This is a genomic window from Umezawaea tangerina, assembly GCF_003002815.1.
Taxonomy (GTDB): domain Bacteria; phylum Actinomycetota; class Actinomycetes; order Mycobacteriales; family Pseudonocardiaceae; genus Umezawaea; species Umezawaea tangerina.
Window position 1 is genome coordinate 322,552 of sequence record NZ_PVTF01000011.1, and the last position, 22,837, is coordinate 345,388.

General features: G+C 72.2%; 22 protein-coding genes and 1 pseudogene. 16 read left to right on the top strand and 7 right to left on the bottom strand.

Features of this window, described 5'->3' with window-relative positions; translation table 11 throughout:
• The first annotated feature begins 142 nt into the window (after positions 1 to 142).
• Positions 143 to 970 (top strand): methyltransferase, encoded by an 828-nt coding sequence (locus tag CLV43_RS33755; RefSeq protein ID WP_106192383.1) that lies wholly within the window; start codon positions 143 to 145, stop codon positions 968 to 970.
• Positions 971 to 1,025: 55 nt separating this feature from the next.
• Here the strand turns inward: CLV43_RS33755 and CLV43_RS33760 are convergent, their stop codons facing one another.
• Positions 1,026 to 1,805 carry a response regulator transcription factor gene (locus tag CLV43_RS33760; protein WP_106192384.1) on the bottom strand — a complete coding sequence of 260 codons (780 nt, stop codon included), beginning with the start codon at positions 1,803 to 1,805 and terminating at the stop codon, positions 1,026 to 1,028.
• Between the two features lie 301 nt (positions 1,806 to 2,106).
• Between CLV43_RS33760 and CLV43_RS33765 the strand changes: the two genes are divergently transcribed.
• From CLV43_RS33765 to CLV43_RS33800, 8 genes are all read left to right on the top strand, one after another.
• The gene (locus CLV43_RS33765) at positions 2,107 to 2,688 is read left to right on the top strand and encodes a TetR/AcrR family transcriptional regulator (protein ID WP_106192386.1); all 582 of its coding nucleotides are present in this window, start codon (positions 2,107 to 2,109) and stop codon (positions 2,686 to 2,688) included.
• Positions 2,689 to 3,026: 338 nt separating this feature from the next.
• Positions 3,027 to 4,034 (top strand): TauD/TfdA family dioxygenase, encoded by a 1,008-nt coding sequence (locus CLV43_RS33770; protein WP_211304686.1) that lies wholly within the window; start codon positions 3,027 to 3,029, stop codon positions 4,032 to 4,034.
• Positions 4,035 to 4,093: 59 nt separating this feature from the next.
• Positions 4,094 to 5,281 carry a LeuA family protein gene (locus CLV43_RS33775; protein WP_106192388.1) on the top strand — a complete coding sequence of 396 codons (1,188 nt, stop codon included), beginning with the start codon at positions 4,094 to 4,096 and terminating at the stop codon, positions 5,279 to 5,281.
• The gene (gene leuC, locus CLV43_RS33780) at positions 5,278 to 6,666 is read left to right on the top strand and encodes a 3-isopropylmalate dehydratase large subunit (RefSeq protein ID WP_106192390.1); all 1,389 of its coding nucleotides are present in this window, start codon (positions 5,278 to 5,280) and stop codon (positions 6,664 to 6,666) included. The genes CLV43_RS33775 and leuC overlap by 4 nt, the downstream gene beginning before the upstream one ends.
• The gene (gene leuD / locus CLV43_RS33785) at positions 6,663 to 7,235 is read left to right on the top strand and encodes a 3-isopropylmalate dehydratase small subunit (protein ID WP_106192391.1); all 573 of its coding nucleotides are present in this window, start codon (positions 6,663 to 6,665) and stop codon (positions 7,233 to 7,235) included. The genes leuC and leuD overlap by 4 nt, the downstream gene beginning before the upstream one ends.
• Positions 7,236 to 7,296: 61 nt before the next feature.
• Positions 7,297 to 9,162 carry an FAD/NAD(P)-binding protein gene (locus CLV43_RS33790; RefSeq protein ID WP_106192393.1) on the top strand — a complete coding sequence of 622 codons (1,866 nt, stop codon included), beginning with the start codon at positions 7,297 to 7,299 and terminating at the stop codon, positions 9,160 to 9,162.
• Positions 9,159 to 9,755: a cysteine hydrolase family protein gene (locus tag CLV43_RS33795; RefSeq protein WP_106192395.1), complete on the top strand. Its 597-nt coding sequence runs from the start codon at positions 9,159 to 9,161 to the stop codon at positions 9,753 to 9,755. The genes CLV43_RS33790 and CLV43_RS33795 overlap by 4 nt, the downstream gene beginning before the upstream one ends.
• Positions 9,752 to 10,951 (top strand): pyridoxal phosphate-dependent aminotransferase, encoded by a 1,200-nt coding sequence (locus CLV43_RS33800; RefSeq protein ID WP_106192396.1) that lies wholly within the window; start codon positions 9,752 to 9,754, stop codon positions 10,949 to 10,951. Before CLV43_RS33795 ends, CLV43_RS33800 begins: the two co-directional genes overlap by 4 nt.
• Before the next feature lie 98 nt (positions 10,952 to 11,049).
• Here the strand turns inward: CLV43_RS33800 and CLV43_RS33805 are convergent, their stop codons facing one another.
• The 3 genes from CLV43_RS33805 to CLV43_RS33815 form a co-directional block, all read right to left on the bottom strand.
• The gene (locus CLV43_RS33805) at positions 11,050 to 11,706 is read right to left on the bottom strand and encodes a trypsin-like serine peptidase (RefSeq protein WP_170156132.1); all 657 of its coding nucleotides are present in this window, start codon (positions 11,704 to 11,706) and stop codon (positions 11,050 to 11,052) included.
• Positions 11,707 to 11,863: 157 nt separating this feature from the next.
• Positions 11,864 to 12,598 carry a hypothetical protein gene (locus CLV43_RS33810; RefSeq protein ID WP_106192400.1) on the bottom strand — a complete coding sequence of 245 codons (735 nt, stop codon included), beginning with the start codon at positions 12,596 to 12,598 and terminating at the stop codon, positions 11,864 to 11,866.
• A gap of 605 nt (positions 12,599 to 13,203) precedes the next feature.
• Positions 13,204 to 13,875 (bottom strand): AIM24 family protein, encoded by a 672-nt coding sequence (locus tag CLV43_RS33815; RefSeq protein WP_106192401.1) that lies wholly within the window; start codon positions 13,873 to 13,875, stop codon positions 13,204 to 13,206.
• A gap of 158 nt (positions 13,876 to 14,033) precedes the next feature.
• Between CLV43_RS33815 and CLV43_RS33820 the strand changes: the two genes are divergently transcribed.
• The 5 genes and pseudogenes from CLV43_RS33820 to CLV43_RS33840 all read left to right on the top strand — a co-directional run.
• Entirely contained in the window at positions 14,034 to 14,741 is a 708-nt protein-coding gene (locus CLV43_RS33820) for a helix-turn-helix transcriptional regulator (protein ID WP_106192403.1), read from the top strand.
• A 35-nt stretch (positions 14,742 to 14,776) separates the two neighbouring features.
• Positions 14,777 to 15,973: a M20 family metallopeptidase gene (locus CLV43_RS33825; RefSeq protein WP_146174999.1), complete on the top strand. Its 1,197-nt coding sequence runs from the start codon at positions 14,777 to 14,779 to the stop codon at positions 15,971 to 15,973.
• Positions 15,970 to 16,923, top strand: coding sequence for an AraC-like ligand-binding domain-containing protein (locus tag CLV43_RS33830; RefSeq protein ID WP_106192406.1), 954 nt, complete (start codon positions 15,970 to 15,972; stop codon positions 16,921 to 16,923). Before CLV43_RS33825 ends, CLV43_RS33830 begins: the two co-directional genes overlap by 4 nt.
• A gap of 62 nt (positions 16,924 to 16,985) precedes the next feature.
• A complete protein-coding gene (locus CLV43_RS33835; protein ID WP_106192530.1) occupies positions 16,986 to 17,492 on the top strand; it encodes an SgcJ/EcaC family oxidoreductase in 507 nt (168 codons plus the stop codon).
• Positions 17,493 to 17,539: 47 nt separating this feature from the next.
• Positions 17,540 to 18,202, top strand: a pseudogene (locus CLV43_RS33840) (IS5 family transposase); the annotation flags it as partial.
• Positions 18,203 to 18,248: 46 nt separating this feature from the next.
• Here the strand turns inward: CLV43_RS33840 and CLV43_RS33845 are convergent.
• The 3 genes from CLV43_RS33845 to CLV43_RS33855 form a co-directional block, all read right to left on the bottom strand.
• Positions 18,249 to 19,199, bottom strand: coding sequence for a pyridoxal-phosphate dependent enzyme (locus CLV43_RS33845; RefSeq protein ID WP_106192408.1), 951 nt, complete (start codon positions 19,197 to 19,199; stop codon positions 18,249 to 18,251).
• Between the two features lie 73 nt (positions 19,200 to 19,272).
• Complete coding sequence (locus CLV43_RS33850) at positions 19,273 to 19,926, bottom strand: DUF998 domain-containing protein (protein ID WP_170156133.1); 654 nt, start codon at positions 19,924 to 19,926, stop codon at positions 19,273 to 19,275.
• On the bottom strand, positions 19,923 to 21,347 hold the full coding sequence (locus CLV43_RS33855) for a DHA2 family efflux MFS transporter permease subunit (RefSeq protein ID WP_106192411.1): 1,425 nt from the start codon (positions 21,345 to 21,347) through the stop codon (positions 19,923 to 19,925). The genes CLV43_RS33850 and CLV43_RS33855 overlap by 4 nt, the downstream gene beginning before the upstream one ends.
• A 47-nt stretch (positions 21,348 to 21,394) precedes the next feature.
• On the opposite strand from CLV43_RS33855, the gene CLV43_RS33860 reads away from it, so the two are divergent.
• Together CLV43_RS33860 and CLV43_RS33865 are read left to right on the top strand one after the other, a co-directional pair.
• A complete protein-coding gene (locus tag CLV43_RS33860) occupies positions 21,395 to 21,967 on the top strand; it encodes a helix-turn-helix domain-containing protein (protein ID WP_106192413.1) in 573 nt (190 codons plus the stop codon).
• An 86-nt stretch (positions 21,968 to 22,053) separates the two neighbouring features.
• A complete protein-coding gene (locus CLV43_RS33865) occupies positions 22,054 to 22,728 on the top strand; it encodes a VanZ family protein (RefSeq protein ID WP_106192415.1) in 675 nt (224 codons plus the stop codon).
• The last annotated feature ends 109 nt before the right edge of the window (positions 22,729 to 22,837 follow it).

A 22,837-nucleotide genomic window follows, 5' to 3' on the forward strand; every position in this document is an offset into this window, starting at 1 on the left:
CGGTCCCTCGTCCTAGGTTGAGCCGGGTCTCCGCCATCGGCCGATGTGGGACGCGCGGGCGGGCCGGTTGACTGTGGGTCGCCCGGTCGAACGGCCGCCGGGCGACTCCTGACCACCAAGGCAGTCGAAGGGCACCATCCTGATGCGGAGCACCGATACCGCCGCGCCCGAGAGCGCGGACACCGGCGGGTACCTGTTCGACAACGACGCCGTCGACGCCGCCGAACAGGTCCGGCTGCTGGCGGCCATGCTGGACGGCGACACCACGGCCGTGCTGGCCGACCTCGGGATCGCCGACGACTGGCGGTGCCTCGACCTCGGCGCGGGCGCCGGGACCGTGTCCGCGTGGCTCGCCGACCGCCTCGGCGCGTCCGGGCACGTCACCGTCGTCGACGAGAAGCCGCAGCACGTGGTCGCCCGCGACGGCATGACGGTGGTCGCGGGGGACGTCAACACGACCGACCTCGGCCGCGACCGGTACGACCTGATCCACGCCCGGTTCCTGTTCATGCACCTGCCGCGGCGGGAGCGGGTGCTGGAGCGGGCGGTGGCCGCGCTCAAGCCCGGCGGGGTGCTGGTGGTCACCGACTGCGACGCGAGCCGCCGCGGCGACATGCTCGTGGTGGCACCGGATCCGGTGGCCGAGGTGTTCACCGCGTTCCAGGACGCGTTGACCGGCATCGGGGTGGGCAACGGGATGGACCCGGCCTGGGCGCGGCGGATCCCCGCCGCCATGCGCGACGCCGGGCTGGTGGACGTGTCCGCGCGGGTGACCAACCGGCTGTGGGCCGGTGGGGAGGCGGGAATGCTGCTGCACGACAGCATCAGCCGCCAGGTCGAGGACGGCCTGCTCGCCCGCGGCATGGACCTCGCCGCGCTCACCGCGCTGCGCGAGGCGATGCACGACCCGGACGTGTGGGCCTACTCGTGGCCGGTCTACACCGGTGTCGGAGTGCGCCCCACCCCGTGACCCTCTGGGCGAGGTCCCACCCGTGCCACGGCGGCAAGGGATTGTCGTGTCGAGGTCAGCCGGACGTCGGGTGGGACGGCGCCGGGAGCGCTCGGGGCGCGCCGGGGCGCGACAGCGGCGACGAGCCGGTGCGGCGGTCCAGCAGCCCGCGCACCAGCAGGACCGCCTCGACGCGGTTGCGGACACCGAGCTTGGTGAGGGCGTGCGAGACGTGGCTCTTGACCGTGGACCGCGACACGATCAGCCGCTTCGCCGTCTCCGCCGTCGACCAGCCCTGCGCCAGCAGCGCGAGCACCTCGAACTCGCGGTCGGTCAGCCCGTCGACCAGCACCTCCGCCGAGGTGTACCCGGCGGAGGGGGACGCGGTGGCCGGGGGAGGTCCGGTCATCGCCGTCGTCCGCACCTGGAGGCAGCGCAGCTCGTCGGACAGCACGACGCAGCCCGACGCCACGGCCCGCACCGCGGCCGCGAGCCGGGCGACCCTGGTCTCCTTGACCAGGCAGCCGGACGCCCTCGCGTGGAACATCTCGTCGAGCCGGTCCTGGGTCCAGCCCACCCCGAGGCAGACGGCGCGCAGGTGCAGACCGGTGAAGAGGCGGACCAGCTCGACGGCGCGGTCGTGCGAGGCGGAGATGACCGCGACGTGGCCCGCCGCGGGTCTGCGCCGCCCGTAGGACGCCGCGTCGTCGGTGGAGTCCACGACGGTGATCCCGCCGACCCCGGCCAGCGCCGCGCCCAGCACGTGCCTGGACACCGGGTCCTCGTCGAAGAGGACGACCTCGACCACGTTGTCGGCCGTGTCCTGGGCAAGGGTGAACGCGTCCGTGAGTGTCATCGTTTTCCTTGTCGGGCTTCGCCGAGTCGAATGTCCGGTGCCGCTGTGGTGAGGGCGAGTGGGCGATTCCGGAATTGCGCCTCCACCGAAACGACACCACGTGGTCTTGTTGAGGGACCATAGGGTGTCGTAACGGTGTCCGCAAGCTTTCCAGACACCGGGGTGGGGAAAGTCCGGTAACGCCGGTGGTGGCGGGTTTTCCGTCGGACGACCCCGCGGGCGCCGGGTCCTGGTCGGCGCCCGGCGGCGCCCCAGTGGATCAAGCTCCACCGCTCTGACGGGTGCGCTGTATGGTCTCGCTGTGGGCGGGCAGCAGGCGCAGGACCCCCGTGTCGAACGCAGTCGTACGGCGGTGCTCGCGGCGGTGGTGGACCTCCTGCGCGAACGAGGGCTCCCGTCGGTGACGATCGAGGCGGTGCTGACCCGGTCCGGCGTCTCGCGCGCCACCCTGTACCGCCACTGGCCCACCCGCCGGGCGCTGCTGATCGACGGCCTCAACCGCCTCATGCCGCCCCCGATGGACGTGCCCGACCGGGGGACCGCGCAGGAGCGGCTGCGGGTGTTCGTCGACGGCCTCGCGCACCAGCTCAGCGCGCACCCGTGGGCATCCGTGCTGCCCACGCTGCTGGACGAGGCGAGGCGGGACCCGGAGTTCGCCACGTTCATGCCCGGTTTCCTGGACGCGCGGCGCGCCACCCTGCGGGCCGTGCTGGAGGACGCCTCCGGGCGCGGGGAGCTGCGGGACGGCATCGACAGCGACGTCGCGATAGCGCAGATCAGCGGCCCGCTGCTCTACCGGCGCCTGGTCAGCGACGAGCCGCTGGACCAGTACTTCCGCGACCAGCTGGTCGCCGGGTTCCTCGCGACCTACCGGCGGCCCTGACCGGACGTCCTCCGGTCTCGTCCAAAGTTGAAGTTCCGGGCGTGAGTCCCGCTGACCGGGACCGCTCCTACGTCGGCCGAGCCCGTCGGTGCCACAGTGATCCAGCCCCGGAACGCGATCCGCGTCGCGCATTCCGGGTATTGCCGGATCCGGTCGCCGGTATTCCCACCGCAGCACGGCGAATTGTCCGCCGTGCTTTTCGGTGTTCCCCCGCTTAATGCCGCCGGAATTCGCTTCTCGTCCTAGGTTGAGCCCCGTGTCGACCGTCGGCCGATGTGGTGGTGGGGGAAGTGCTGTTTCACTGATCCGGTCCCATTGACCTATTCGGGAGTGAGATCGTGGACGCCCTGTTGGTCCTCACCGGAACCGAACGGTCCCAGCTCGTCGAGGGGTTCGGGAGCATCAAGGCCAGCCCCTACGACGACTACCCCGCCTTCAGCGAGCACGTCCGCGACCTGGTGGTCGACGACGTGGTGCCCGACCGGCTGCTCCGGGCGGCCGGGCGCATCCGGGCCGACCGGGCCGAGGGCGTCGTGGAGGCGCACGTGCTGCGCAACTGCCCGGTCGACGACGACCTCCCCGAGCTCGGCAACGAGGACCCCTCGGCGGAGAAGAAGAAGCGGAAGACCACGTTCGTCGGCGAGGCGTTCCTGGAGCTGCTGGCCCAGATCACCGGGACCCCGCTGCTGGCCTACGCGAACCGGTTCGGCGGCGACTTCTTCATCGACGTCGTCGCGATCTCCAGGTACCTGGGCAAGCAGACCGGGTACAACGGCGGCGAGGTGGTCTTCCACAACGACCGCACGGCGCACCCCGTCCGCGCCGACTACATCACGCTGCTGGGCATGCGGTGCCCGACCGAGGACCTGGTGTACACCGGGTTCGTCCCCGGCACCAGGTTGGTCGCCGAGCTGTCGCCGGAGGTCCGGAGGGTGCTGCGCGAGCCCCACTTCGCGACCCCGTTCGACGTCGTCTCGCGGGACGCGAACGCCGACCTGGGCGAGGAGGTCGCGCACCCGATCCTGAGCGGTCGCTCCTCGCTGCGCTACCTCGACACCCACACCACGACGGCCGCGGGCGCGCCGGTCGAGGCGAAGGACGCGTTGCTGGCGTTGAAGAACGCGTTGACCAGGGTGCCCAAGGACCGGCACCGGATGCAGCGGGGCGACGTGCTCACGTTCGCCAACCAGCACGGCCTGCACAACCGGGAGCAGATCGAGATCACCGATCCTGGCAGGGCGCTCGGCCGCTGGCTGCTCAAGACCTACGCCTTCGCCGACCGGGAGTCGGCCGACGCGCACGCCGACGCCTGGGTCGACGGGGTACCGGGGAAGGTCGGCGACTGACCCCTCCCCAGGGCCGCACCCCGGCGGCCGCACGACCTCCCACCACCGGAAGGAGTCCAGTGACCACCAACCAGGCCCCGCGCCGCGTCGGGATCTTCGACACGACGCTGCGCGACGGCGAGCAGGCACCCGGCAACGCCATGTCCGCCCAGGACAAGCTCGAGCTGGCGCTGCGGATCGAGGCGCTGAACGTGGACGTCGTCGAGGCCGGGTTCCCCGCGTCCTCGCCCAACGACTTCGCGGCCACCAAGGCGATCGCCGGAGCGCTCAGCCGGGCCCAGGTGGCGACGCTGGCGCGGGCTCGTCGCGACGACGTCGAGACCGCCGTCCAAGCCGCGGGCGGGCGCAACCACGTCCTGCAGATCCTGGGCACCGGCAGCGACATCCACCTGGAGCACAAGCTCGGGATCACCCGGCAGCAGGCGATCGACGACGCGGTGGACGCGGCCGGGTTCGCCGCGTCGCTGGGCGTGGAGACCGTGTCCGTGGGGATCGAGGACGCGACCCGCGGCCACCCGGACCACTTGCGGCAGCTCACCGAACGGGCGGTGGAGGCCGGTGCCCGCTACATCCCGGTCGCCGACACGTCCGGGTGCGCGACCCCCGAGGAGTTCGGCGACCTGATCGCCCGGATCCGCGAGTGGGCGCCCGCCCCGGTGCGCGTCGGTGTGCACTGCCACAACGACTTCGGGCTCGCCACCGCGAACGCGGTCGCAGGGCTGCGGGCGGGCGCGGACGACGTCCAGGTCACCGTCGGCGGCATCGGCGAGCGCGCGGGGAACACGGCGATGGAGGAGGTCTGCGCCCTGCTCGCCTACAAGCACGAGCAGCTCGGCCTGTTCGCCGAGGTCGACCTCGCCGCCATCCACTCCGTCTACACCCGCCTGCGCGAGGTCATCCGCCTGGAGGAGCCGCGCAACAAGGCGATCTTCGGCAAGTACGCGTTCGGCACTGCGGCCGGGATCCACCAGGCGGGCGTGCTCCGGAACCCGGCGACCTACGAGTACGTCGAGCCCGCCAGGTTCGGCCGGGAGCGGACCCTGCTGATCAGCAGGCACTCCGGCCGGGCGGTGCTGCGCCACCTGCTCACCGGCCTCGGCCTGTCGCTGGACGCCGACGAGGTCGACGAGATCTACCGCGTCCACATCGCCGAGCGCGTCGAGAGCGACTGCGAGGACATCTCGGTCGTGCGCCGCCGGTTGGCGGCCGACCTCGTCCCCGTGCTGAACGGCGGTCCCGTGAGGTGACCGGCCACCGGACGCTCGCGGAGAAGATCTGGCAAGACCACGTCGTGCGCCCCCTGGACGACGGCTCGGACCTGCTCTACGTCGACCTGCACGTGCTGCACGAGGTCAACACGCCGCGCGCGTTCGACGACCTGAGGGCGGCGGGCAGGACCGTCCGCCGCCCGGACCTCACCCTCGCGGTCGAGGACCACAACACCCCGACCGGGGAGGGCGGCCGGGAGGACCTGGCGGGCCGGAGGCAACGCGACCTGATCCGCGCCAACTGCGCCGGGTCCGGCATCCGGCTGCACCGCCTGGGCGATCCCGACCAGGGGATCGTGCACGTCGTCGTCCCGGAGCTCGGACTGGCCCGGCCCGGCATGACGATCGTCTGCTGCGACTCGCACACCTCCACGCTGGGGGCGCTGGGAGTGCTGGCGTTCGGGATCGGCACGGGCCAGGTCGAGCACGTGCTCGCCACCCAGACCCTGCCGATCCACCGCCCCGACGACCTGGCCGTCGAGATCTCCGGTGTGCTGCCGGACAGCGCGACCGCGAAGGACCTCGCGCTCGCGCTGATCGCGCGGATCGGCACGGGCGGCGGTCGGGGCAGCGTCATCGAGTACCGCGGCGAAGCCGTCCGCGCCCTGTCCGTGGAAGCCCGGATGACGTTGTGCAACATGAGCGTCGAGGCGGGCTCCCGTGCCGGTCTGGTCGCGGTCGACGACGCCACCGTCCACTACCTGCGCACGCGGACCGGCGCGCGGTTCACCGACGCCGAGCCGCGGTGGCGGGAGATGCGCAGCGACGACGGCGCCCGGTTCGACCACGTCGTGCACCTCGACGCCGCGCAGGTCGGCCCCAGGGTCTCGTGGGGGACCAACCCGGCCCAGAACCTGCCGCTCGACGGCCGGGCCCCGTCCAGGTCCGACTGCGCCACCGAGCAGGAGTGGGCCACGACCCAGCGTTCCCTCGCCTACATGGGACTGCGGCCGGGCCAGCCGATGCGCGACGTCGAGGTGGACACCGTCTTCGTCGGCTCGTGCACCAACGGGCGGATCGAGGACCTCCGCGAGACCGCGTCCGTCCTTTCCGGACGCAAGGTCGCCGACGGTGTCCGGATGCTGATCGTCGCGGGCTCCGCGGCCGTGCGCCGCCAGGCCGTGGCGGAAGGGCTGGACCGGGTGTTCAGCGTCGCGGGCGCCGACTTCCGGCCGGGCGCGGGCTGCTCCATGTGCTGCGCGCTCAACGAGGACCGGCTCGCCCCCGGCGAGCGCGCGGCGTCCACCAGCAACCGGAACTTCGAGGGACGGCAGGGCAAGGGCTCCCGGACCCACCTCGTGTCACCGCGGGTCGCGGCCGCCACCGCGGTCACCGGGCGCATCACCACACCGCAGGACCTGTGAGCACGCGGTCGGTCCGCACCGGGACGGCGGTGCCGCTGCGGCGCGACGACGTCGACACCGACCAGCTGTCGCCCGCGCGGTTCGTCCCCTACTACCGGCCGGACGGCTTCACGAACATCCTGTTCGCGGACTGGCGCACGGATCCGGACTTCGTGCTCAACCAGCCGCAGTACCAGGGGGCGAGCGTCCTGGTCGCGGGCCACGACTTCGGGACCGGGTCGTCGCGCGAGTCGGCCGTCTGGGCCCTGCAGGGCGCGGGCTTCCAGGTCGTCGTCGCGAGCGGCTTCGGCGACATCTTCCGGGGCAACGCCACCACCAGGGGGCTCTGGACGGTCGAGGTCGACCACGACGTCGTCGAACGCCTGTGGCGGGAGGTCGAGGCGGACCCCTGGCTGCCCCTCGTGGTCGACCTGACCGCGCGGCGCCTCGGCTTCGGGGCGGGGGAGTGTCCATTCCGGATCGACGAGCCCCTGCGCCGCCGTCTCCTGCGGCCGGGTGACCGGATCGCCGAGACCCTGCTCCACCTCGCCGAGGTGGAGGACTACGAGTCGAGGAGGGTGGTGCCTTGAGCGGGTTCGCGCACGGGCGGGTCGTCCCGGAGGACGCCGCGGGGACCTCGGAGCGCGCGCGGTGACCGCGCTGGCGATCATCGGGGGCGGCCCCAGGGCCATGAGCGTCCTGGAACGGCTCGCCGTCCGGCTGTCCGGGACCACGGAGCCGGTCGAGATCCACCTGGTCGACTCCGTGCAGGTGGGCTGCGGGCGGGTGTGGCGCACCGACCAGCCGGACTGGTTCCTGATGAACACGGTGGCGGGCGAGGTCACCGCCTTCTCCGGACCACCCGACGCGGGCCCGCCGCGACCGGGGGCGGGCCCGTCCTTCGCACGGTGGTGGGACCTGGCCGACCCCGGTACCGAGCACGTCAACGCCTACGCCCCGCGCCGCCTCTACGGCCGCTACCTGCTCCACCTCCTCGACGCTGTCGAGCGGGCCCTGCCGTCGGGGGTGGTGCTGCACCGGGTCACCGCGACCGTCGAGGACCTCCGCGGGCTGGAGGGCGGCGGGTACCGCCTCACCCTGCACGACGGGACGGGGATCGACGTCGACCGGGCGGTCCTGGTCACCGGCCACGCCCGGCCGCGGCTGTCGGGACACCTGCTGGAGCTGCGGCGGTTCGCGGAGGCCCACCCGGACCTGCGGTTCGTCGCGGGGGACTCGGCGGCGGACATGCCGCTGCCCGCCATCCCCGCGGGCAGCGCGGTCGGCGTGATCGGGATGGGGCTGACCTTCTACGACGTGGTGGCGGCGCTGACGGTCGGGCGCGGGGGGAGGTTCGAGGAGTCGCCGGACGGCCTGGTCTACTCCGCCAGCGGGCAGGAACCGCTCCTCGTCGCCGGGTCGCGCAGCGGGTTCCCGCAACCGGCCCGCGGCCGCAACCGGAAGCCGCCGGACTCCGCCCACCGGCCCGTCTTCTTCACCGAGGGCCTGGTGCGCGCCGACACGGGCCCCGGACGGCTCGACTTCCGACGGCACCTGCTGCCCAGGCTCATGGCGGAGGTGGACCTCGTCCACTTCGCCGCGGTGCTGCGCGAGCGCCATGGAACGGTCGTGGCGGACGAGCTCGTCGCACGGGTGCGGGAGAAGGGCGGCGCCTCGCTGTCCACAGTGGACGACTGCGCGGCCGACCTCGGTCTCCCCGTGCCGACCCGGCTCGACTTCGACACCCTGGCCTTCCCGTTCGCCGACCAAGCGTTCGTCGACCGGGCGGCCTTCGACGACGCGCTCCTGACCGCACTGGGGGCCGACGTGCGCGAGGCCGGACGCGGCAACGTCGACTCACCGGTCAAGGCCGCGCTCGACGTCCTGCGCGGCCTGCGCGCGACCATCCGGGACCTCACCGACTTCGGCGGCCTGCTGCCCGAGTCGCACCGCGACGACCTCGTCGGCTGGTACGCGCCGCGCAGCGCCTTCCTGGCCGCGGGACCGCCCCTGGTCAGGCTGCGGGAGACCAAGGCGCTGGTCGAGGCCGGTGTCCTGCGGGTCATCGGCCCGAGGGCCCGGTACGAGGTCGACGCCGCAGCAGGGGCGTTCCGAGTCTCCTCACCCCAAGTCGGCGGCGCGTCCGAGGTGGTCCGGACGGTCGTCGACGCCCGGATCCCGCCGCCCGACATCGGGTCCGACACGTCGCCGCTGTCCCGGATGCTGCTGCGGCGGGGACTGTGCCGGGAGTTCGTCGACGGCGGGTCGTTCCGCACCGGCGGCGTCGAGGTGACCAGGTCGCCGTTCCACCCGGTCGGCGCGGACGGCCGACCGGTGCGCGGCCTGCACGTGCTGGGCATCCCCTCGGAGCACTCCCGCTTCTTCACCCAGGTCGTCGCGACCGGCCCCGCGGGCTGGAGCGAGTTCATGCGCGACGCCGACGACGTCGCCCGGCACCTGCTGCGGCCCGTCGGGCACCGGACCGACCACCCCGTGGCGATCGGAGGTCCACGATGAGCCGTTCGGCACTGCTCGTCCTCGACATGGTCAACGAGCTCGTGCACCCCGACGGGCACTACGCGCACGTCTGCCGGGAGCAGGTCGCCGCCCGCGGGGTGCTCGACCGCGCGAGGGCCGCCGTCGACCGCGCCCGGCTCGCGGCCGTCCCGGTCGTCTACGTCGTGCTCGGCTACAGCAGCCACTACGAGGACTGGCCGTCGGAGTCGCCCCTGTTCGGCCCACCCGACCCGGAGCGCCGGTTCACGCTCGGCTCGTGGGGCACGCGGGTGCACGACCTGCTGGCACCCGAACCCGGCGACGACGTCGTCGTCAAGCAGCGGGTGAGCCCGTTCCACGGGACCAACCTGGAGCTCCTGCTGCGCGCCCGCAAGGTCGACAGGCTCCTGCTGGCCGGGGTCGCGACCGACCTGGTCGTCCTCATGACCGCCATGCAGGCGCACGACCTCGGCTTCGCGGTCGAGGTCCTGGAGGACGCCACGGCCACCGCGGACGAGGAGCTGCAGGCCGCGGCCGTGCTCCTGCTGGCCCGCACCGCGGTGGTCGGCAGCGTCGACAGGTCCTTCCCCCTCACCGCACAGGAGATCGCGTGAGCGCACGTCCCGTCCCGGTCGCGAGGTCCATCGGCCGGTCGCCCACCGTCGCCCTCCTCGACGAGGTCGAGCGGCAGCGGGTGCGCGGCGTCGAGGTGGTCAACCTCGGCGGGGGAGAGCCGGACTTCCCGACACCGGAGCACATCGTGCGCCCGACCGTGCGGGCGCTGGAGGCCGGCTTCACGCACTACACCCCGAGCCGCGGCCTCCCGGAGCTGCGCGAGGCCATCGCGGCCAAGCTGCTCGTCGACAACGGCATCGCCGCGGACCCCGCGACGGACGTCATCGTCACGCCGTCGGCCAAACACGCGATGTTCATCGCGCTCGCGGGTGTCATCGGGCCCGGCGACGAGGTCCTGGTGCCCTCGCCCGCGTGGGTCAGCTACGCCCCGATGATCGGGCTGCTCGGCGGACGTCCGGTCGACGTCCCGCTCGACCCCCGCGACGGGTACGGGCTCACCGCGGACCAGCTCGCGGCCGCGGTCACCCCGCGCACGCGGGCGGTCCTGGTCAACTCGCCGAACAACCCCACGGGCCGGATGCTCACCCCCGCCGAGGCCGACGCCGTCATCCGCGTCGCCCGACGGCACGACCTGACCATCCTCGTGGACGAGATCTACGAGTACATCCGCTACCGCGACCGCCCCCACCTCAGCCTGGCGGCCAGGCCCGGCGGCCGCGGCCGGACCATCACCGTCAACGGCTTCTCCAAGAGCCACGCCATGACCGGCTGGCGGCTCGGCTACGTGGTCGGCCCGCCCGCCGTGATGCGCGACGTCCTGAAGGTCCAGGAGCACACGGTCGGCTGCGCCTCCTCGTTCGTGCAGCGCGGCGCCTTGGCGGCGTTCACCCCCGAGGCCCGCGTCGCCGTGGACGAGATGGTGGCGAGCTACGACGCCCGGCGCGGGTACGTGGTCGACGCGCTCAACCGGATACCCGGTGTCGTGTGCCCCGATCCGGAGGGCGCCTTCTACGTCCTGCCGGACATCTCGGGGCTCGGCTTCGGCTCGGCGGGGGAGTGCGCAGCCTGGCTGCTGGAGCGCACCGGGGTCGTGGTCGCGCCCGGCGGCGCGTTCGGCCCCACCGCCGAACAGCACGTCCGGCTGTCGTTCGCGACGGCACCCCACCTCCTGGCGACCGCGATCGACCGCCTCGGCGAGGCGTTGGCGTCCCGCGAGCCGACGACGTCCGGCTGAGACCAGGGGACGGCCTGGATCACGGTCCGAAGTGGACGGTCGCGATCGGGCCCGATGGCGGGGCAGGGGACGCTTTCGGGGACGGGTGGCGCGGTCGTTCAGAGTCCGATGAGGGTGAAGCCCCCGCCCGCGGGGGCGGGCTGGCCGCAGGCGTACTGGATCCAGCTCAGGACCGGTCGGGTGACGAGCACCGCCCTGCGCAGCTCCATCGGCTGGCGGGACACGTGGATCCCGTGCTGCAGGACCCTGTCGTGGTCGGTGTCGTAGGTCCACACCGGTGATCCGCTGTTCCCTCCCCAGGTGTCGTGGGTGTAGATGAGCGTGTTGGTGTCGATGTGGACGCCGTCCACCGGGTCGACGTCCTCGTACATCCGGCCGCGGTGGGGACCGGGGTAGCCGGTCAGCTTCACGTTCTCGCCGACGATCTCCTCGCCGGTCACGGTGGGCTGGAAGTAGGCGAACGGGGGTGGGACCTGCACGGGTGCGGCCAGCAAGCACACCCCGACGTCCCAGGCGTCCTGGCCGTTGCGGAAGTTCACGTTGAAGTAGCCCGCGGACACCCGCGCACCGCTGGGCGGCGGGTCCGCGGGTCGGGCCTGGTTGTAGGCGCGGTAGAAGAAGACCTGCGTGGCCTGCCCCCGCGGGAGCGGGTCCGTGAGCGCGTCGATGAGGTTGTGCGAGCACGTGAGCACGTGGCGGTCGTCGATCAGCGCCCCGGACCCGTAGGCCCACCCGCCGTCGGTGCTCCATTGCATCGCGAGGTACCCGACGGTGCTTCTGGGCGGGATGGTGGGATTTTCGACAGGTGTCGCGTTCATTGTCCATTCTTTCCTCGGTGCGTGCGTCGACGCAGCCGCGTTGTCGATTCCGCGGCCGCGTCGACTATTGCCCGATGAATCGGGGAGGATTTTGTCAGGTGGACGAAACGAGCTCGTGGAGTTCCTTGGTGGCGGCCCGCGCGTCGGGTGCCAGCGGGTCGTAGAGCAGGTAGCTCTCCGACGCGATCTCCTTCCCGGACGTCGTCGCCGGGACGAAGAAGCCCTTGGACCGGCTGTACTTGAGGGTGATCGACGGGACCCCGTCGCCGAATGTGGCGATGGCCCGCTTGCTGGTCACCTGCGTGATGACCGTGCCGCTCATCAGGTTGGCCTCCAGCCACACCCACACGCTGGTCAGCGGGGTCATCGCCACCGACTGGTTGCTGGGGACGACGGTGGCGCTGATCGGCGCGTTCTCCACCGGCACCGGCCCGACCGTCGCCGACTGGGTGAGGCCGAAGGTCAGGTACGGGTACAGCGGGTTGTCGTTGACGTTGTTGACCGCGAAGGTCCCGTTCGGGACGGGCGGCATCGACGAGGGGCCGCTGAAGGTGTTCGTGGCCTTGAACGCGTAGGTGTTGCCGTCCTCGGCGACGGGCACGCTGCCGACCTTGCGGATCCTGGCGCCCGACTCGACGCTGGAGGTGGACGCGTAGAGCCCGTAGCTCTCCGTCCACTCGATGGTGTTCTCCGGGAAGGGGTCGACGGTCAGCCAGGCGACGTTGGGGCTGCCGCCCCCCACCGGCTTCGCGAGGATGATGTTCTGCTGGGCCGCTTTCAGGATCTCGAGGTCCGCCGAGTCGACCAGGAGCTGGAGCGTGTAGTCCATTTCGGTGCCCGCTTTCGTGACAGCACAACGCGACGATGCGTTCTCCGGGGATTGTCCAACAATGGATACGACCATTTTTCCGATTCCGGTTTCGTATCCCCATGAGAAGCTACAGAGGAGATGAATGGGCCGGAAGGTCGGGTGGGCGGTACTACCCGAATGAGCTACGGCCGGTCATCCGAAACTCTTTCGTCACCACGTGGAGAAAATCACGGGCCGGTGCTCGGGGTGGCCGGGAAGCGGAAGCGAGGATCGGATTCCAAGATTGTTTCGACCGCCGGAACGATCGGTATCGAGTGGGCGGGCCGCGCCGTGGGCCGCAGGTCACGGGGTTCGCGCCCGTTTCGTGCGGGTCCGGCCGCGGGTCGGTCGGCTCCGCCGGGAGTCGCCGGGGCCGTCCGGTCGTGCCGTCGTGCCGCGGACTCCGCGTGAGTTCGTGCCGGCTGGCGGGGGTGGTCACGCACAGTCCGACGGCGCTGGGCCGGACGATGTCCAGCACCACTGACGAGTCGCCCGGTGGTGGGTCCGGGGTCGTCCGCGCCAGGCTCCTCTTCGCCGCAGAAGTGCGGAAAAGGGGAACCTGGCGCGGTTTTCCGGGTGGTGTCCTACTGCGCGGGCGGAGCGGGGTGGCCCTCGGAGGCCTGCACGACGACGATGCCCTGACCCGACAGCGCGAGCTGGTAGGCCTCGCCGGAGCCGCGGCCGATGACGGCGCCGAGCTTCGCGGTCTTGCGGATCGAGGACTGCAGCGAGGTGGACCAGAGGACCGCGGACTGCATGTCGACGTACGTCGGCACGTCCACGCTCAGCACGACCGGGGTGCCGTAGGCGGTGACGGCGAGCGCGCCCGTGCCCTTGAACGTCGTGTTGAACAGGCCGCCGCTGAGCATCGACGCGCCCTCGGTGCGGTTGATGTCCCACGTGAGCGTGCTGTCGAACGCGAGCACGTTCTTGCCGTTGACGGTGACGCCCTCGTCCTCCAGGTAGAGCACGAACACCTCGTCGGCGTCCTGCGCGAGGAAGACGTCCCCGCTGCCCGACACCTTCATCAGCGACATGCCCTCACCGGTGAAGGCCTTCTTGAACAGCTTGCCGAGACCGCCGCTGCCCTCGTAGGCGAAGTCGACATCACCCTGGTAGGCGACCATCGACCCCTGCTTGGCGAAGAAGAAGCCACCGCTGCCGGTGAGGTCCACCTTGAGCATGCGGTCGTTCTGCAGCTGGAAGCTGCCGGGCTCGACGGACCGCTCGGTGTGGTTGAACAGTGAGCTGCGCATGCCCCGATAGTGCAGGTGATCATCCGCGCGCGCACTCCAGGGGTGCGGGTGTCCCTGATCGACATCGACGGGTTGTCCAAGCGGTTGACATCAAGGGTCCGCATTGCAACATTGTGTTGAGCGGAGTTCAACGTGCGGTTGAAGAACGGAGGGTGCGGATGGACGCGGTGCCCCCACCCGACGCCTTGGCGGGACTGGACGCCGAGTGCGTCAACCGGGTGCTGGAGATCCTCGTCGCGCCCCTCCAGGCCGCCGCGCCCCAGCCGACCGAGGTCGTGCTGCACGACCTGCGCCGCGTCCCGAACACCGTCCGCGCCATCGCCGGGACGCTCACCGGCAGGCGCGTCGGCGACCCTCCCACGGACAAGCTGCTCGAACGCGTCGCGGCGGGCGACCTGCGCCACGACATCGGCTACCGCACCGAGCTGCCCGACGGCCGCGTCCTGCGGAGCTCGACGATCGTCTACACCGACGCCGACGGCCGCCCCGCGGCGGCGCTGTGCCTCAACACCGACGTGTCCGCCTGGGTGTCGCTGCGCTCCGCCGTGGACCGGTTCGTGCTCGGGCGCGACGTTCCCGAGCCCCGTGCCTCCTCAGTCCCGGCCGAGCAGCAGGGGGAGTCGTTCCCCCGCAGTGTCGACGAGCTGTGCAGGGTGCTCGTGGACGCGGCCATCGCCGCGGTCGGCGTCCCGGTCGCGAAGATGCGCAAGGAGCAGAAGCTCCAGGTGGTGGCCGAGCTGGAGCGTCGTGGGTTCTTCCTGGTCAAGCAGGCGCCCGAGACGGCGGCGGGCGCGCTCGGGGTCAGCCGCTTCACCATCTACAACTACCTCAACGAGCTCGACGGCGCGGCTCACGAGCCCGCCTGACGCTGGACCGGGATCGTCGGAAGGTGGTGCTGGGCATGGACTTCGACGCGCAGGACGAGGTCACCGCGCTCGCGCGGCGCCTGGTCCGCACCCCGAGCGAGAACCCGCCCGGCCGGGAGTCGGCGGTGGCCGAGGTGCTCGCCGGGCAGGCGCGGGCGTGGGGGCTGGAGGTCACCACCCAGGAGATCGACGACAACCGCGTGAACGTCGTGACCAGGCTGCCGGGCACCGGGTCCGCACCGTCCCTCGTGTACTGCGGGCACCTCGACACCGTCCCCGTCGGAGCCCGCCGCGACTGGGCCGAGGACCCCTTCGGCGGCGTGGTCCGCGACGGGTACCTGTGGGGGCGCGGCGCCGTGGACATGAAGGGCGGGCTCGCGGCGATGCTCACGTCCCTGGCCGTGCTTCGCTTCGCGGGCACCGAACTGCCGGGTGACCTGGTGCTGTGCGCGGTCGTGGGGGAGGAGGCCGACTGCGCGGGCTCCCGGCACCTGGACGGCACCGACGTCCTCGACGACGCCGGGTGGCTGGTCGTCGGCGAGCCGACGGACCTGGACCTGGTGGTCGCGCACAAGGGCGCCGTCCGCGTGGAGCTCGTCGCGCACGGCATGTCGGCGCACGGCGCGACGCCCGAGCTCGGCGTGAACGCCATCGAGGCCGTGGCGCGGCTGGTGTCCGCAGTCCGCGTCCTCCCTGCGGACGTGCGGCCCCACCCGCTGCTGGGCTCCCCGTCGTCGAGCGTGAACCTCATCGAGGGCGGCACGGCCGTCAACGTGGTGCCGGACCTCTGCCGCGCCGTCGTGGACGTCCGCACGATCCCCGGCGTCGACGCGGACGTGGTCCTCGCGTCCGTGAAGGAGGGCGCGGACCGCGTGATGGCCGCCATGCCGGAGGTCGAGATCCTGGTGCGGGTCCTGCACGAGCGGGCTCCGGTGAGCACGTCCGTCGACCACCCGCTGGTGCGGGCCTCCCAGGAGGCGGCGGTGCGGACGCTCGGGGGTCGTCGACCGACCCGCGGCGTCCCGTACTTCAGCGACGCCTCCGTGCTCTCGCCACCCCGGAACCTGCCCACCGTCCTGTTCGGTCCCGGCGAGGAAGCGCTGATGCACAAGGCGAACGAGAGGGTGTCGACCACCGACCTGCACCGGGCCACGCGGTTCCTGTCGGTGCTGCCGACCGTGCTGCACGGGCCGGACACCGGCCTCCCCGGCGGGTCGGCGGTCGGGGCGTGAGCACCACCTTCGACACCCGCGACGTCGCGGCGGACCTGCGCGTCGAGCGCTGGCAGGACGCCGCCGCCCGCGGCGGGCTGCCGCCGTTGCGGGAGGGCAGGCGGATCGAGGGCGACTTCGAGGCGCGGTTGCGGTTCGGGCGGATCGGGGCCGTCCGCGTCGTCGAGGCGACCACGCCGGGCGGCGAGTGCGTGCGCACCGCGCGCATGGCCCGTCGGTTCGCCGACGAGCTCTACCAGCTGGAGGTGCTGACCAGCGGCGAGGCCGTGCTGGAGCAGCACGGCAGGCAGGCCCGGATCGGGGTGGGCGACGTCGTGCTCGTCGACCCGACCGCGCCGATCCGGTGGCGCACCACGGACACGACCAACGTGACCGTCCTGTTCCCGCGCACGATGCTGTCGTCGGGGCACGACGACTTCCTGCGGGTGGCGGGCCTGGCGATACCGGGTGGCGGGGGGACGGGTGCGCTCATCTCCTCGATGGTCAGGGGACTTCCCGCCGCGCTCGACGGGATCCGCGTCGACGAGGCCGCCCGGATCGGCACCGCCGTGGTCGACCTCCTGGAAGCCGCGTTGGCGACGCGGCTCGACGGACCGGCCCCACCGCGGTCGCGGCACGCCGTCCTGCGCCGGCAGGTCTACGCCCACATCGACGGGAACCTGCACCGGCCGGACCTGTCGCCCGCCTCCATCGCCGCGGCGCAGCACATCTCCTTGCGGCACCTGCACAAGCTCTTCGAGACCGAGCCGATGACCGTCGCGGCCCGGATCAGGCACCGGCGGTTGCAGCGGTGCGCCGACGACCTGCGCGACACCGGCCAACGCCACCGTTCGGCGGCCTCCATCGCCGCCCGGTGGGGCCTGACCGACCCGGCGAGCTTCAGCCGCCTGTTCAAGTCCGCCTACGGCGTCTCGGCCTCCGACTACCGCGAGGTCCACGGCGTGCGCTGATGATCAACGTCGGTGCGCGGATCGTCATGGTCGACCACGCGGTGGGGCGACAGCATCGGCACATGCCGAACACGCACCCGGACGAGACGACCGCCGAGCTCGCGGCGATCCCAGCACGCATGATCGAGGCCTGGAACGACGGCGACGCCACCGCTTTCGCCGCACCGTTCGCCGAGGACGCCCACTTCGTCGCCTTCGAGGGCACGGTCCTGCACGGGACCGAGGCCGTCGTCGCGTTCCACCAACCGCTCTTCGACACCGTGCTCAAGGGCTCCCGCCTCGTGAACGGCGAGGTCCCGTTCGTCCGCGTCCACGACGACCGGTTCGCCGTCGTCCACAGCCGCCTGTCGGTGATCCTGCCCGGCGAGGCCGCGCCCTCGCCGAGCCGGAACTCGATGGAGCTCTACACCGTGGTCAAGGGCGAGGCGGGCTGGAAGGTCGTCGCCATGCAGAACTCCAGGGTCCTCGGCCTCGACCGCCAGTACCTCCTGGACAACGTCGACGCCCTGCCCGCGGACGTGGCGCAGCACGTCTCCGACCTCGTCGGGGCGATCGCCCGCGCCCACTAGGGCCTGTCCTCAAAGCAGGTGACTGTGATCTGCTTTGATCTTGTGTCGTGGTGTGTGGGCATGAGTTGACCGATGAGCAGTGGCACACCATCGAGCCCTTGCTTCCCCCGTGGAAAACGGTCTACACCAGGTTCTGGCGGTGGTCGCGGGACGGCACCCTCACGATGCTCGTGTCCAAGGTCCGGGTCGTGGCCGAGGCGGTCGACGAGTTGGATCGCGAGGTCTCGGTCGACTCCAGCATCGTGCGCGCCCACCGGCACGCCGCGGGTGCCCGTCGCACGACCGTGTCCCTCACAGGGGGCGGGCCGGTCGTGCGGCGGGCACAGCGAGCCAGGTGATCATGCCATCCGGCGTTCCCGCGGCGGCCCCGGTACCAGGATCCGCCTGGCCTGCGACGGCCACGGCCGACCGCTCTCGGTCGTGCTGACCGGCGGCAACGTCGACGACTGCGCCATGTTCGAGCAGGTCATGGCCGGAATTCGATTCCCTCGCCCCGGTCCCGGCCACGATTCCCGAACGCCGCGACCAGCAGGCCAACCGCCCACAGCAGTCGACCCCCGGTCTTCGACCGCGTCGCCTACAAGCGCCGCAACGTGGTGGAACGCTGCTCCAGCAGGCTCAAGCAGTTCCGCTCCATCGCCAGGTGCTACGACAAGACCGCTACGTCCTACCGGGCGGTGATCGACCTGGCGACCCTCATCCTCTGGCTTCGAGGACAGGCCCTAGCGCGGATCCGCCGCTTCCGCGACGCGGCGCTCAGCCCTGGCCGGCGAGCAGGTCGCGGAAGCGGTCGACGCCGATGTTGCCGCCGGAGAGGACCACGCCGACGCGGCCGGACAGGGTGCCCTTGCGCAGCGCGGCGAGCGAGGTCGCGCCGCTGGGTTCCAGGACGACCTTGAGCCGTTCGAACGCGAACCGCATCGCCTCGCGGATCTCGTCGTCGCCGACCAGCAGGACGTCGTCGACGAGGCGGCGGTTGACCGGGAAGGTCAGCTCGCCGGGGATCTCGGTGGCCTGCCCGTCGGCGATGGTGCGCGGGACGGGGATCCGCACGAGGTCGCCTGCCAGCAGCGACAGCCGGGTGTCGTCGCCCTGCTCGGGTTCGACGCCGACGACCCGGATGTCCGGGTGCAGGGCCTTGGCCGCGGTCGCGCAGCCGGCCATGAGCCCGCCGCCCCCGATCGGCACGAGCAGGGTGTCCAGCGGACCGACCTCGTCGAGCAGTTCGAGCGCGACGGTGCCCTGGCCCGCCATGACGTCGGGGTGGTCGTAGGGCGGGACGAGGGTCAGGTTCCGCTCCCGCGCGAGCTCGTGGCCCAGCGCGACCCGGTCGCCGGTGTAGCGGTCGTAGGTGATGACCTCGGCGCCGTAGCCGCGGGTGGCGTCCACCTTGGAGGCGGGGGTGTCCTCGGGCATCAGGATGACGGCCTTCGTGCCCACGAGGCTCGCCGCGAGTGCGACCGCCTGGGCGTGGTTGCCGGAGGAGTAGGTGGCGACGCCGGTGGCGAGCTGGGCGGGCGTGAGCCGGGAGATCGCGTTGTAGGCGCCGCGGAACTTGAAGGCGCCGACCCGCTGGAAGTTCTCCGCCTTGAGGAACGCGGTCGTCCCGGTGTCCCGGTCGAGGGTGGACGAGGTCAGGACGGGAGTCCGGTGGGCGACGCCGTCGATCCGCTTGGCGGCGCTCCTGATGGCTTCGAGGTCGATCACGTCCTCGACCTTATACATTTGGTCCAGGAGTGGAAAGTTTGTCTTGATGTGGCTGTGGCCACCAGCCGGGTCGTCATCGTTCCCGGACCACGTCGACACCGACGACGAGCACCCACAGGAGCAGCGGGAACACGGTGACGCGTTCGGCGATGCCGACGCCGATCACGTGCCCGGCGTTCGTGGCCGCGAAAGCGGTCAGGGCGAAGCCGAGCAGGCCGGTGATCCCGAGCGCCAGCGCCGCCGTGCGGGCCAGGGGGCGGGTGCGGGTCGAAGCGGAGGTGCCCGCGATGACGAGGGCGGCGTTGCCGAGGATGAAGACGGGGAGCGCGCCGATCGAGTGGACCGTCAGGTCGACGTCCTCCGGGACCAGGCCCACGACGACCCACGACAGCCCGGCCAGGCCGACCATGGCCTGCCAGACGCGCCGGTTCCCCTGGGTGGACCAGGTGTTGGCGGTGAGGACGGTCCCGGCGAGCAGGAGCACGCCCAGCAGGACGAACGCGGTGTTCATGCCCGCGTGCAGGGGTGAGCACACGTCGTTGCCGAGCACGGGGGCGCAGTGCACGGCGCCGAGGTCGCTGATGTAGTTGGTCCACCAGCTGTAGCGGGGCCGGACCCAGGCGTTCGCGACGACGACGTGCAGGACGAGGAACTGCGCGGGGCCGAGCGCGAGCAGGACCCCGCCGAGACGGGCGCTCCGGCTGGTCGGGGTGGCGGTGGTGGTCACGCGGTCGGTCCCTTCGACGGGGTGATGAGCGCGGTGAGGACCGCGCCGGTGAGGAAGACGGCGGCCGTCCAGCCGAATGCCGTGCTGTAGCCGTGCACGGTGGCGTCCCCGGCCGTCGAGTCGCGGGCGGCCGCCGCGGCCACCGTGCTGAGGACGGCGACGCCGACCGAGCCGCCGATCTGCTGCGCGGTGTTCACGGAGGCCGCCGCGGCGCCGGCGAGGTCGTCACCCAGTCGCGCGGTCGCGGACGCGGTGGCGGTCGCGATGACGAGGCCGACCCCGGCGCCGATGAGGACGAGGCTCGGCAACAGGTCCGCGCCGTACTCGCTGTGCGGGTCGATCCGGGTGAACAGCAGCTCACCCGCGCCTGCGGTCAGCAGGCCGACCGGCACGACGACGCGAGGTCCGGAGCGCTTGCCCAGGGCGGGGCCGATGACGGCCGCGGCGAGCACGAGGGCCACGGGCACGGGGAGGAAGGCGAGCCCGGTGCGGATCTGGCCGTACCCGAGGGTGGACTGGAGGTAGAAGGGCAGGAAGAGGAACGTCGTGAACAGGCCCGCCGACGACAGCAGCAACGCGACCAGGGCGGCGCCGCGGCCGCGATCGGTGAGGATCCGCAGCGGCAGCAGGGGATCCGCCGCACGCGTCTGCGCGACGACGAACGCCGCGAGCAGGACCCCCGACGCGACCAGGGGACCGACCGTGCCGGGCGCGGACCACCCGGCGACCTCGGCGCGGGAGGTCCCGTACACCAGGCTGAACAGCCCGAGGGTGACGGTGGTGGCGCCGAGTAGGTCGACCCGGCGGCCGACCCGGCGGTCCGACGCCGGTGCGAGCACGACCGCGCCGACGACGGCCGGGATCGCGACCGCGATGTTGACGAACATCGTCCACCGCCACGAGAACGCCTGGGTGAGCGCCCCTCCGAGGAGCAGGCCCGCGGTCGTGCCGACCATGGCCACGGAGCCGAAGATCCCGAACGCCCGCCCCCGTTCCGCCGGGTCGGTGAAGGTGGTCGACACCAGGGCGAGCGCGGCCGGGGCCAGCAGGGCGGCGAAGACACCCTGACCGACGCGGGCGGCGACGAGGACCGCCACCGTCGACGCGGCGCCGCCCACGGCCGAGGTGACGGCGAAGCCCGCCAACCCGACCACCAGCAGGCGTTCGCGGCCCCACCGGTCGGCGAGGCGGCCGCTGAGCAGCAACAGGCTGCCGAACGTGAGGGCGTAGCCGGTGACGACCCACTGCCGCGCACCGTCGGGGAAGCCGAGGTCGGCCTGCGCCGAGGGGAGCGCGATGGTGATGACCGTGGTGTCGAGCGCGATCATCAGCTGCGCCAGGGCGAGCACGGCCAGCAGCGACCACCGCCTCGGGAGGGGCGCGGTGGTGGACGGTCGGGGGTGGGACCGGGAACTGGTCATGCCGCGACCCTAGGTTCGTCTTGCTCCCAGGACATACGCTCTTGTCCATGAAGCAAGAACTGGATGTGGACCAGCTGGTCCGGCAGCGGGTCAGGGCCCTTCGCCAGGCGCGCGGGTGGTCGTTGGACACTCTCGCCGAACGCAGCTACCTGAGCCCGTCGAACCTGAGCCGCATCGAGACCGGGGCCCGGCGGATCGCGCTGGACCAGCTCATCCCGATCGCCAAGGCCCTCGACACGACCATCGACCAGCTGGTGGAGTCCCCGGACGACGAGGACGTCGTGATCCGGCCGTACCGCGGCGACCGTCCCGGCATGACGATCTGGACGCTCGCGCGGGAACGCACCCCGAACGACCTCACGGTCGCCAAGATGCGCATCACCACACCCGTGCCACCCCTGGAGGAGGCGGGCGTGCACCCCGGTCGCGACTGGTTCACCGTGATCTCGGGCACCGCGGAGCTCCGTCTCGGCGAACGCCTCATCCTGGTGCGCGCCGGTGACGCCGCGGAGTTCTCGACGATGGTCCCGCACGCCATCGGCGCCCACGGCAGGCGACCGGTCGTGATCCTCACGATCCTCACCAACGACGGCAGGCAGGCCCACGCGGGCGAACGGTAGGACTCCGGGACGGACAGTCCGGGGTATCGCGGGCGTATCCGAAACCGCATACGCCCCGGCAACGGCCCGTGGCGCCCAATGGAGGCATGAACCGGAGCACGTCCCCGCAACGTCGCACGCCCAGGCTCGTTCTCGTCGGACTCGCGGTCCTCGGCCTGGCGGGCGCGGCCTACCTCGTGCGCGGGCCGCTCCTGATGGCTGCCCCGATGTGCCTGGACGGCCGGTGGCGCGGCTGCCTCGGCACGGAGAACGGCGTGGTGTTCACGACGCTGGCCACGGTGCCGCTGTCCCTCGTGCTGGTGTGGCTCCTGGCACGTCGCCGCGGCTCCGCGTCGGCGTGGCGGACGTCGTTGGCCGAGGTGGGGATGGTCCACGGGACGGTGCCGTTCCTGTGGATGACGCTGATGCCGGGTGAGGGTGCGGGTCTCGTCCCCGGCAGGCTGAGCCTGGTCCCGTTCCGCGACCTGGTCACGATGGGGCCGCTCGGGATCTTCGCCAACCTGCTGATCTTCGCCGCGCTCGGTTTCTTCGCCCCGATGCGGTTCGCGGCGCTGGCCTCCGCGCCGCGGGTCCTGGCGCTCGGCGCGGGCTGCTCGATCCTGGTCGAGACCGCGCAGTACGCCTTCCAGCTGGACCGCGTGTCCTCCGTGGACGACGTCCTGGTCAACGCCACCGGCGCCCTGCTGGCCGGACTGGCCTCGCGCCGGTGGTGGCGGGCCAGGGCGGAGGAGCACGGGGTGGTGGCCGCTGCTCGGGCGTAGATCGTGCGCGGAGCGCTTCGGTATCAGGTGGCGCGGAGGCCGTTCTACGGTGGGCGGGACGTCGGAACCGACCCGCGGCGGAGCTCCTCGCGGGACGGCCGCGGTGCCC

Coding starts and splice junctions, on each gene's coding strand:
- CLV43_RS33755 (WP_106192383.1), top strand. CDS start 143: ATGCGGAGCACCGATACCGCCGCGCCCGAGAGCGCGGACACCGGCGGG.
- CLV43_RS33760 (WP_106192384.1), bottom strand. CDS start 1,805: ATGACACTCACGGACGCGTTCACCCTTGCCCAGGACACGGCCGACAAC.
- CLV43_RS33795 (WP_106192395.1), top strand. CDS start 9,159: ATGAGCCGTTCGGCACTGCTCGTCCTCGACATGGTCAACGAGCTCGTG.
- CLV43_RS33805 (WP_170156132.1), bottom strand. CDS start 11,706: ATGCAATGGAGCACCGACGGCGGGTGGGCCTACGGGTCCGGGGCGCTG.
- CLV43_RS33810 (WP_106192400.1), bottom strand. CDS start 12,598: ATGGACTACACGCTCCAGCTCCTGGTCGACTCGGCGGACCTCGAGATC.
- CLV43_RS33815 (WP_106192401.1), bottom strand. CDS start 13,875: ATGCGCAGCTCACTGTTCAACCACACCGAGCGGTCCGTCGAGCCCGGC.
- CLV43_RS33820 (WP_106192403.1), top strand. CDS start 14,034: ATGGACGCGGTGCCCCCACCCGACGCCTTGGCGGGACTGGACGCCGAG.
- CLV43_RS33825 (WP_146174999.1), top strand. CDS start 14,777: ATGGACTTCGACGCGCAGGACGAGGTCACCGCGCTCGCGCGGCGCCTG.
- CLV43_RS33835 (WP_106192530.1), top strand. CDS start 16,986: ATGCCGAACACGCACCCGGACGAGACGACCGCCGAGCTCGCGGCGATC.
- CLV43_RS33855 (WP_106192411.1), bottom strand. CDS start 21,347: ATGACCAGTTCCCGGTCCCACCCCCGACCGTCCACCACCGCGCCCCTC.
- CLV43_RS33860 (WP_106192413.1), top strand. CDS start 21,395: ATGAAGCAAGAACTGGATGTGGACCAGCTGGTCCGGCAGCGGGTCAGG.
- CLV43_RS33865 (WP_106192415.1), top strand. CDS start 22,054: ATGAACCGGAGCACGTCCCCGCAACGTCGCACGCCCAGGCTCGTTCTC.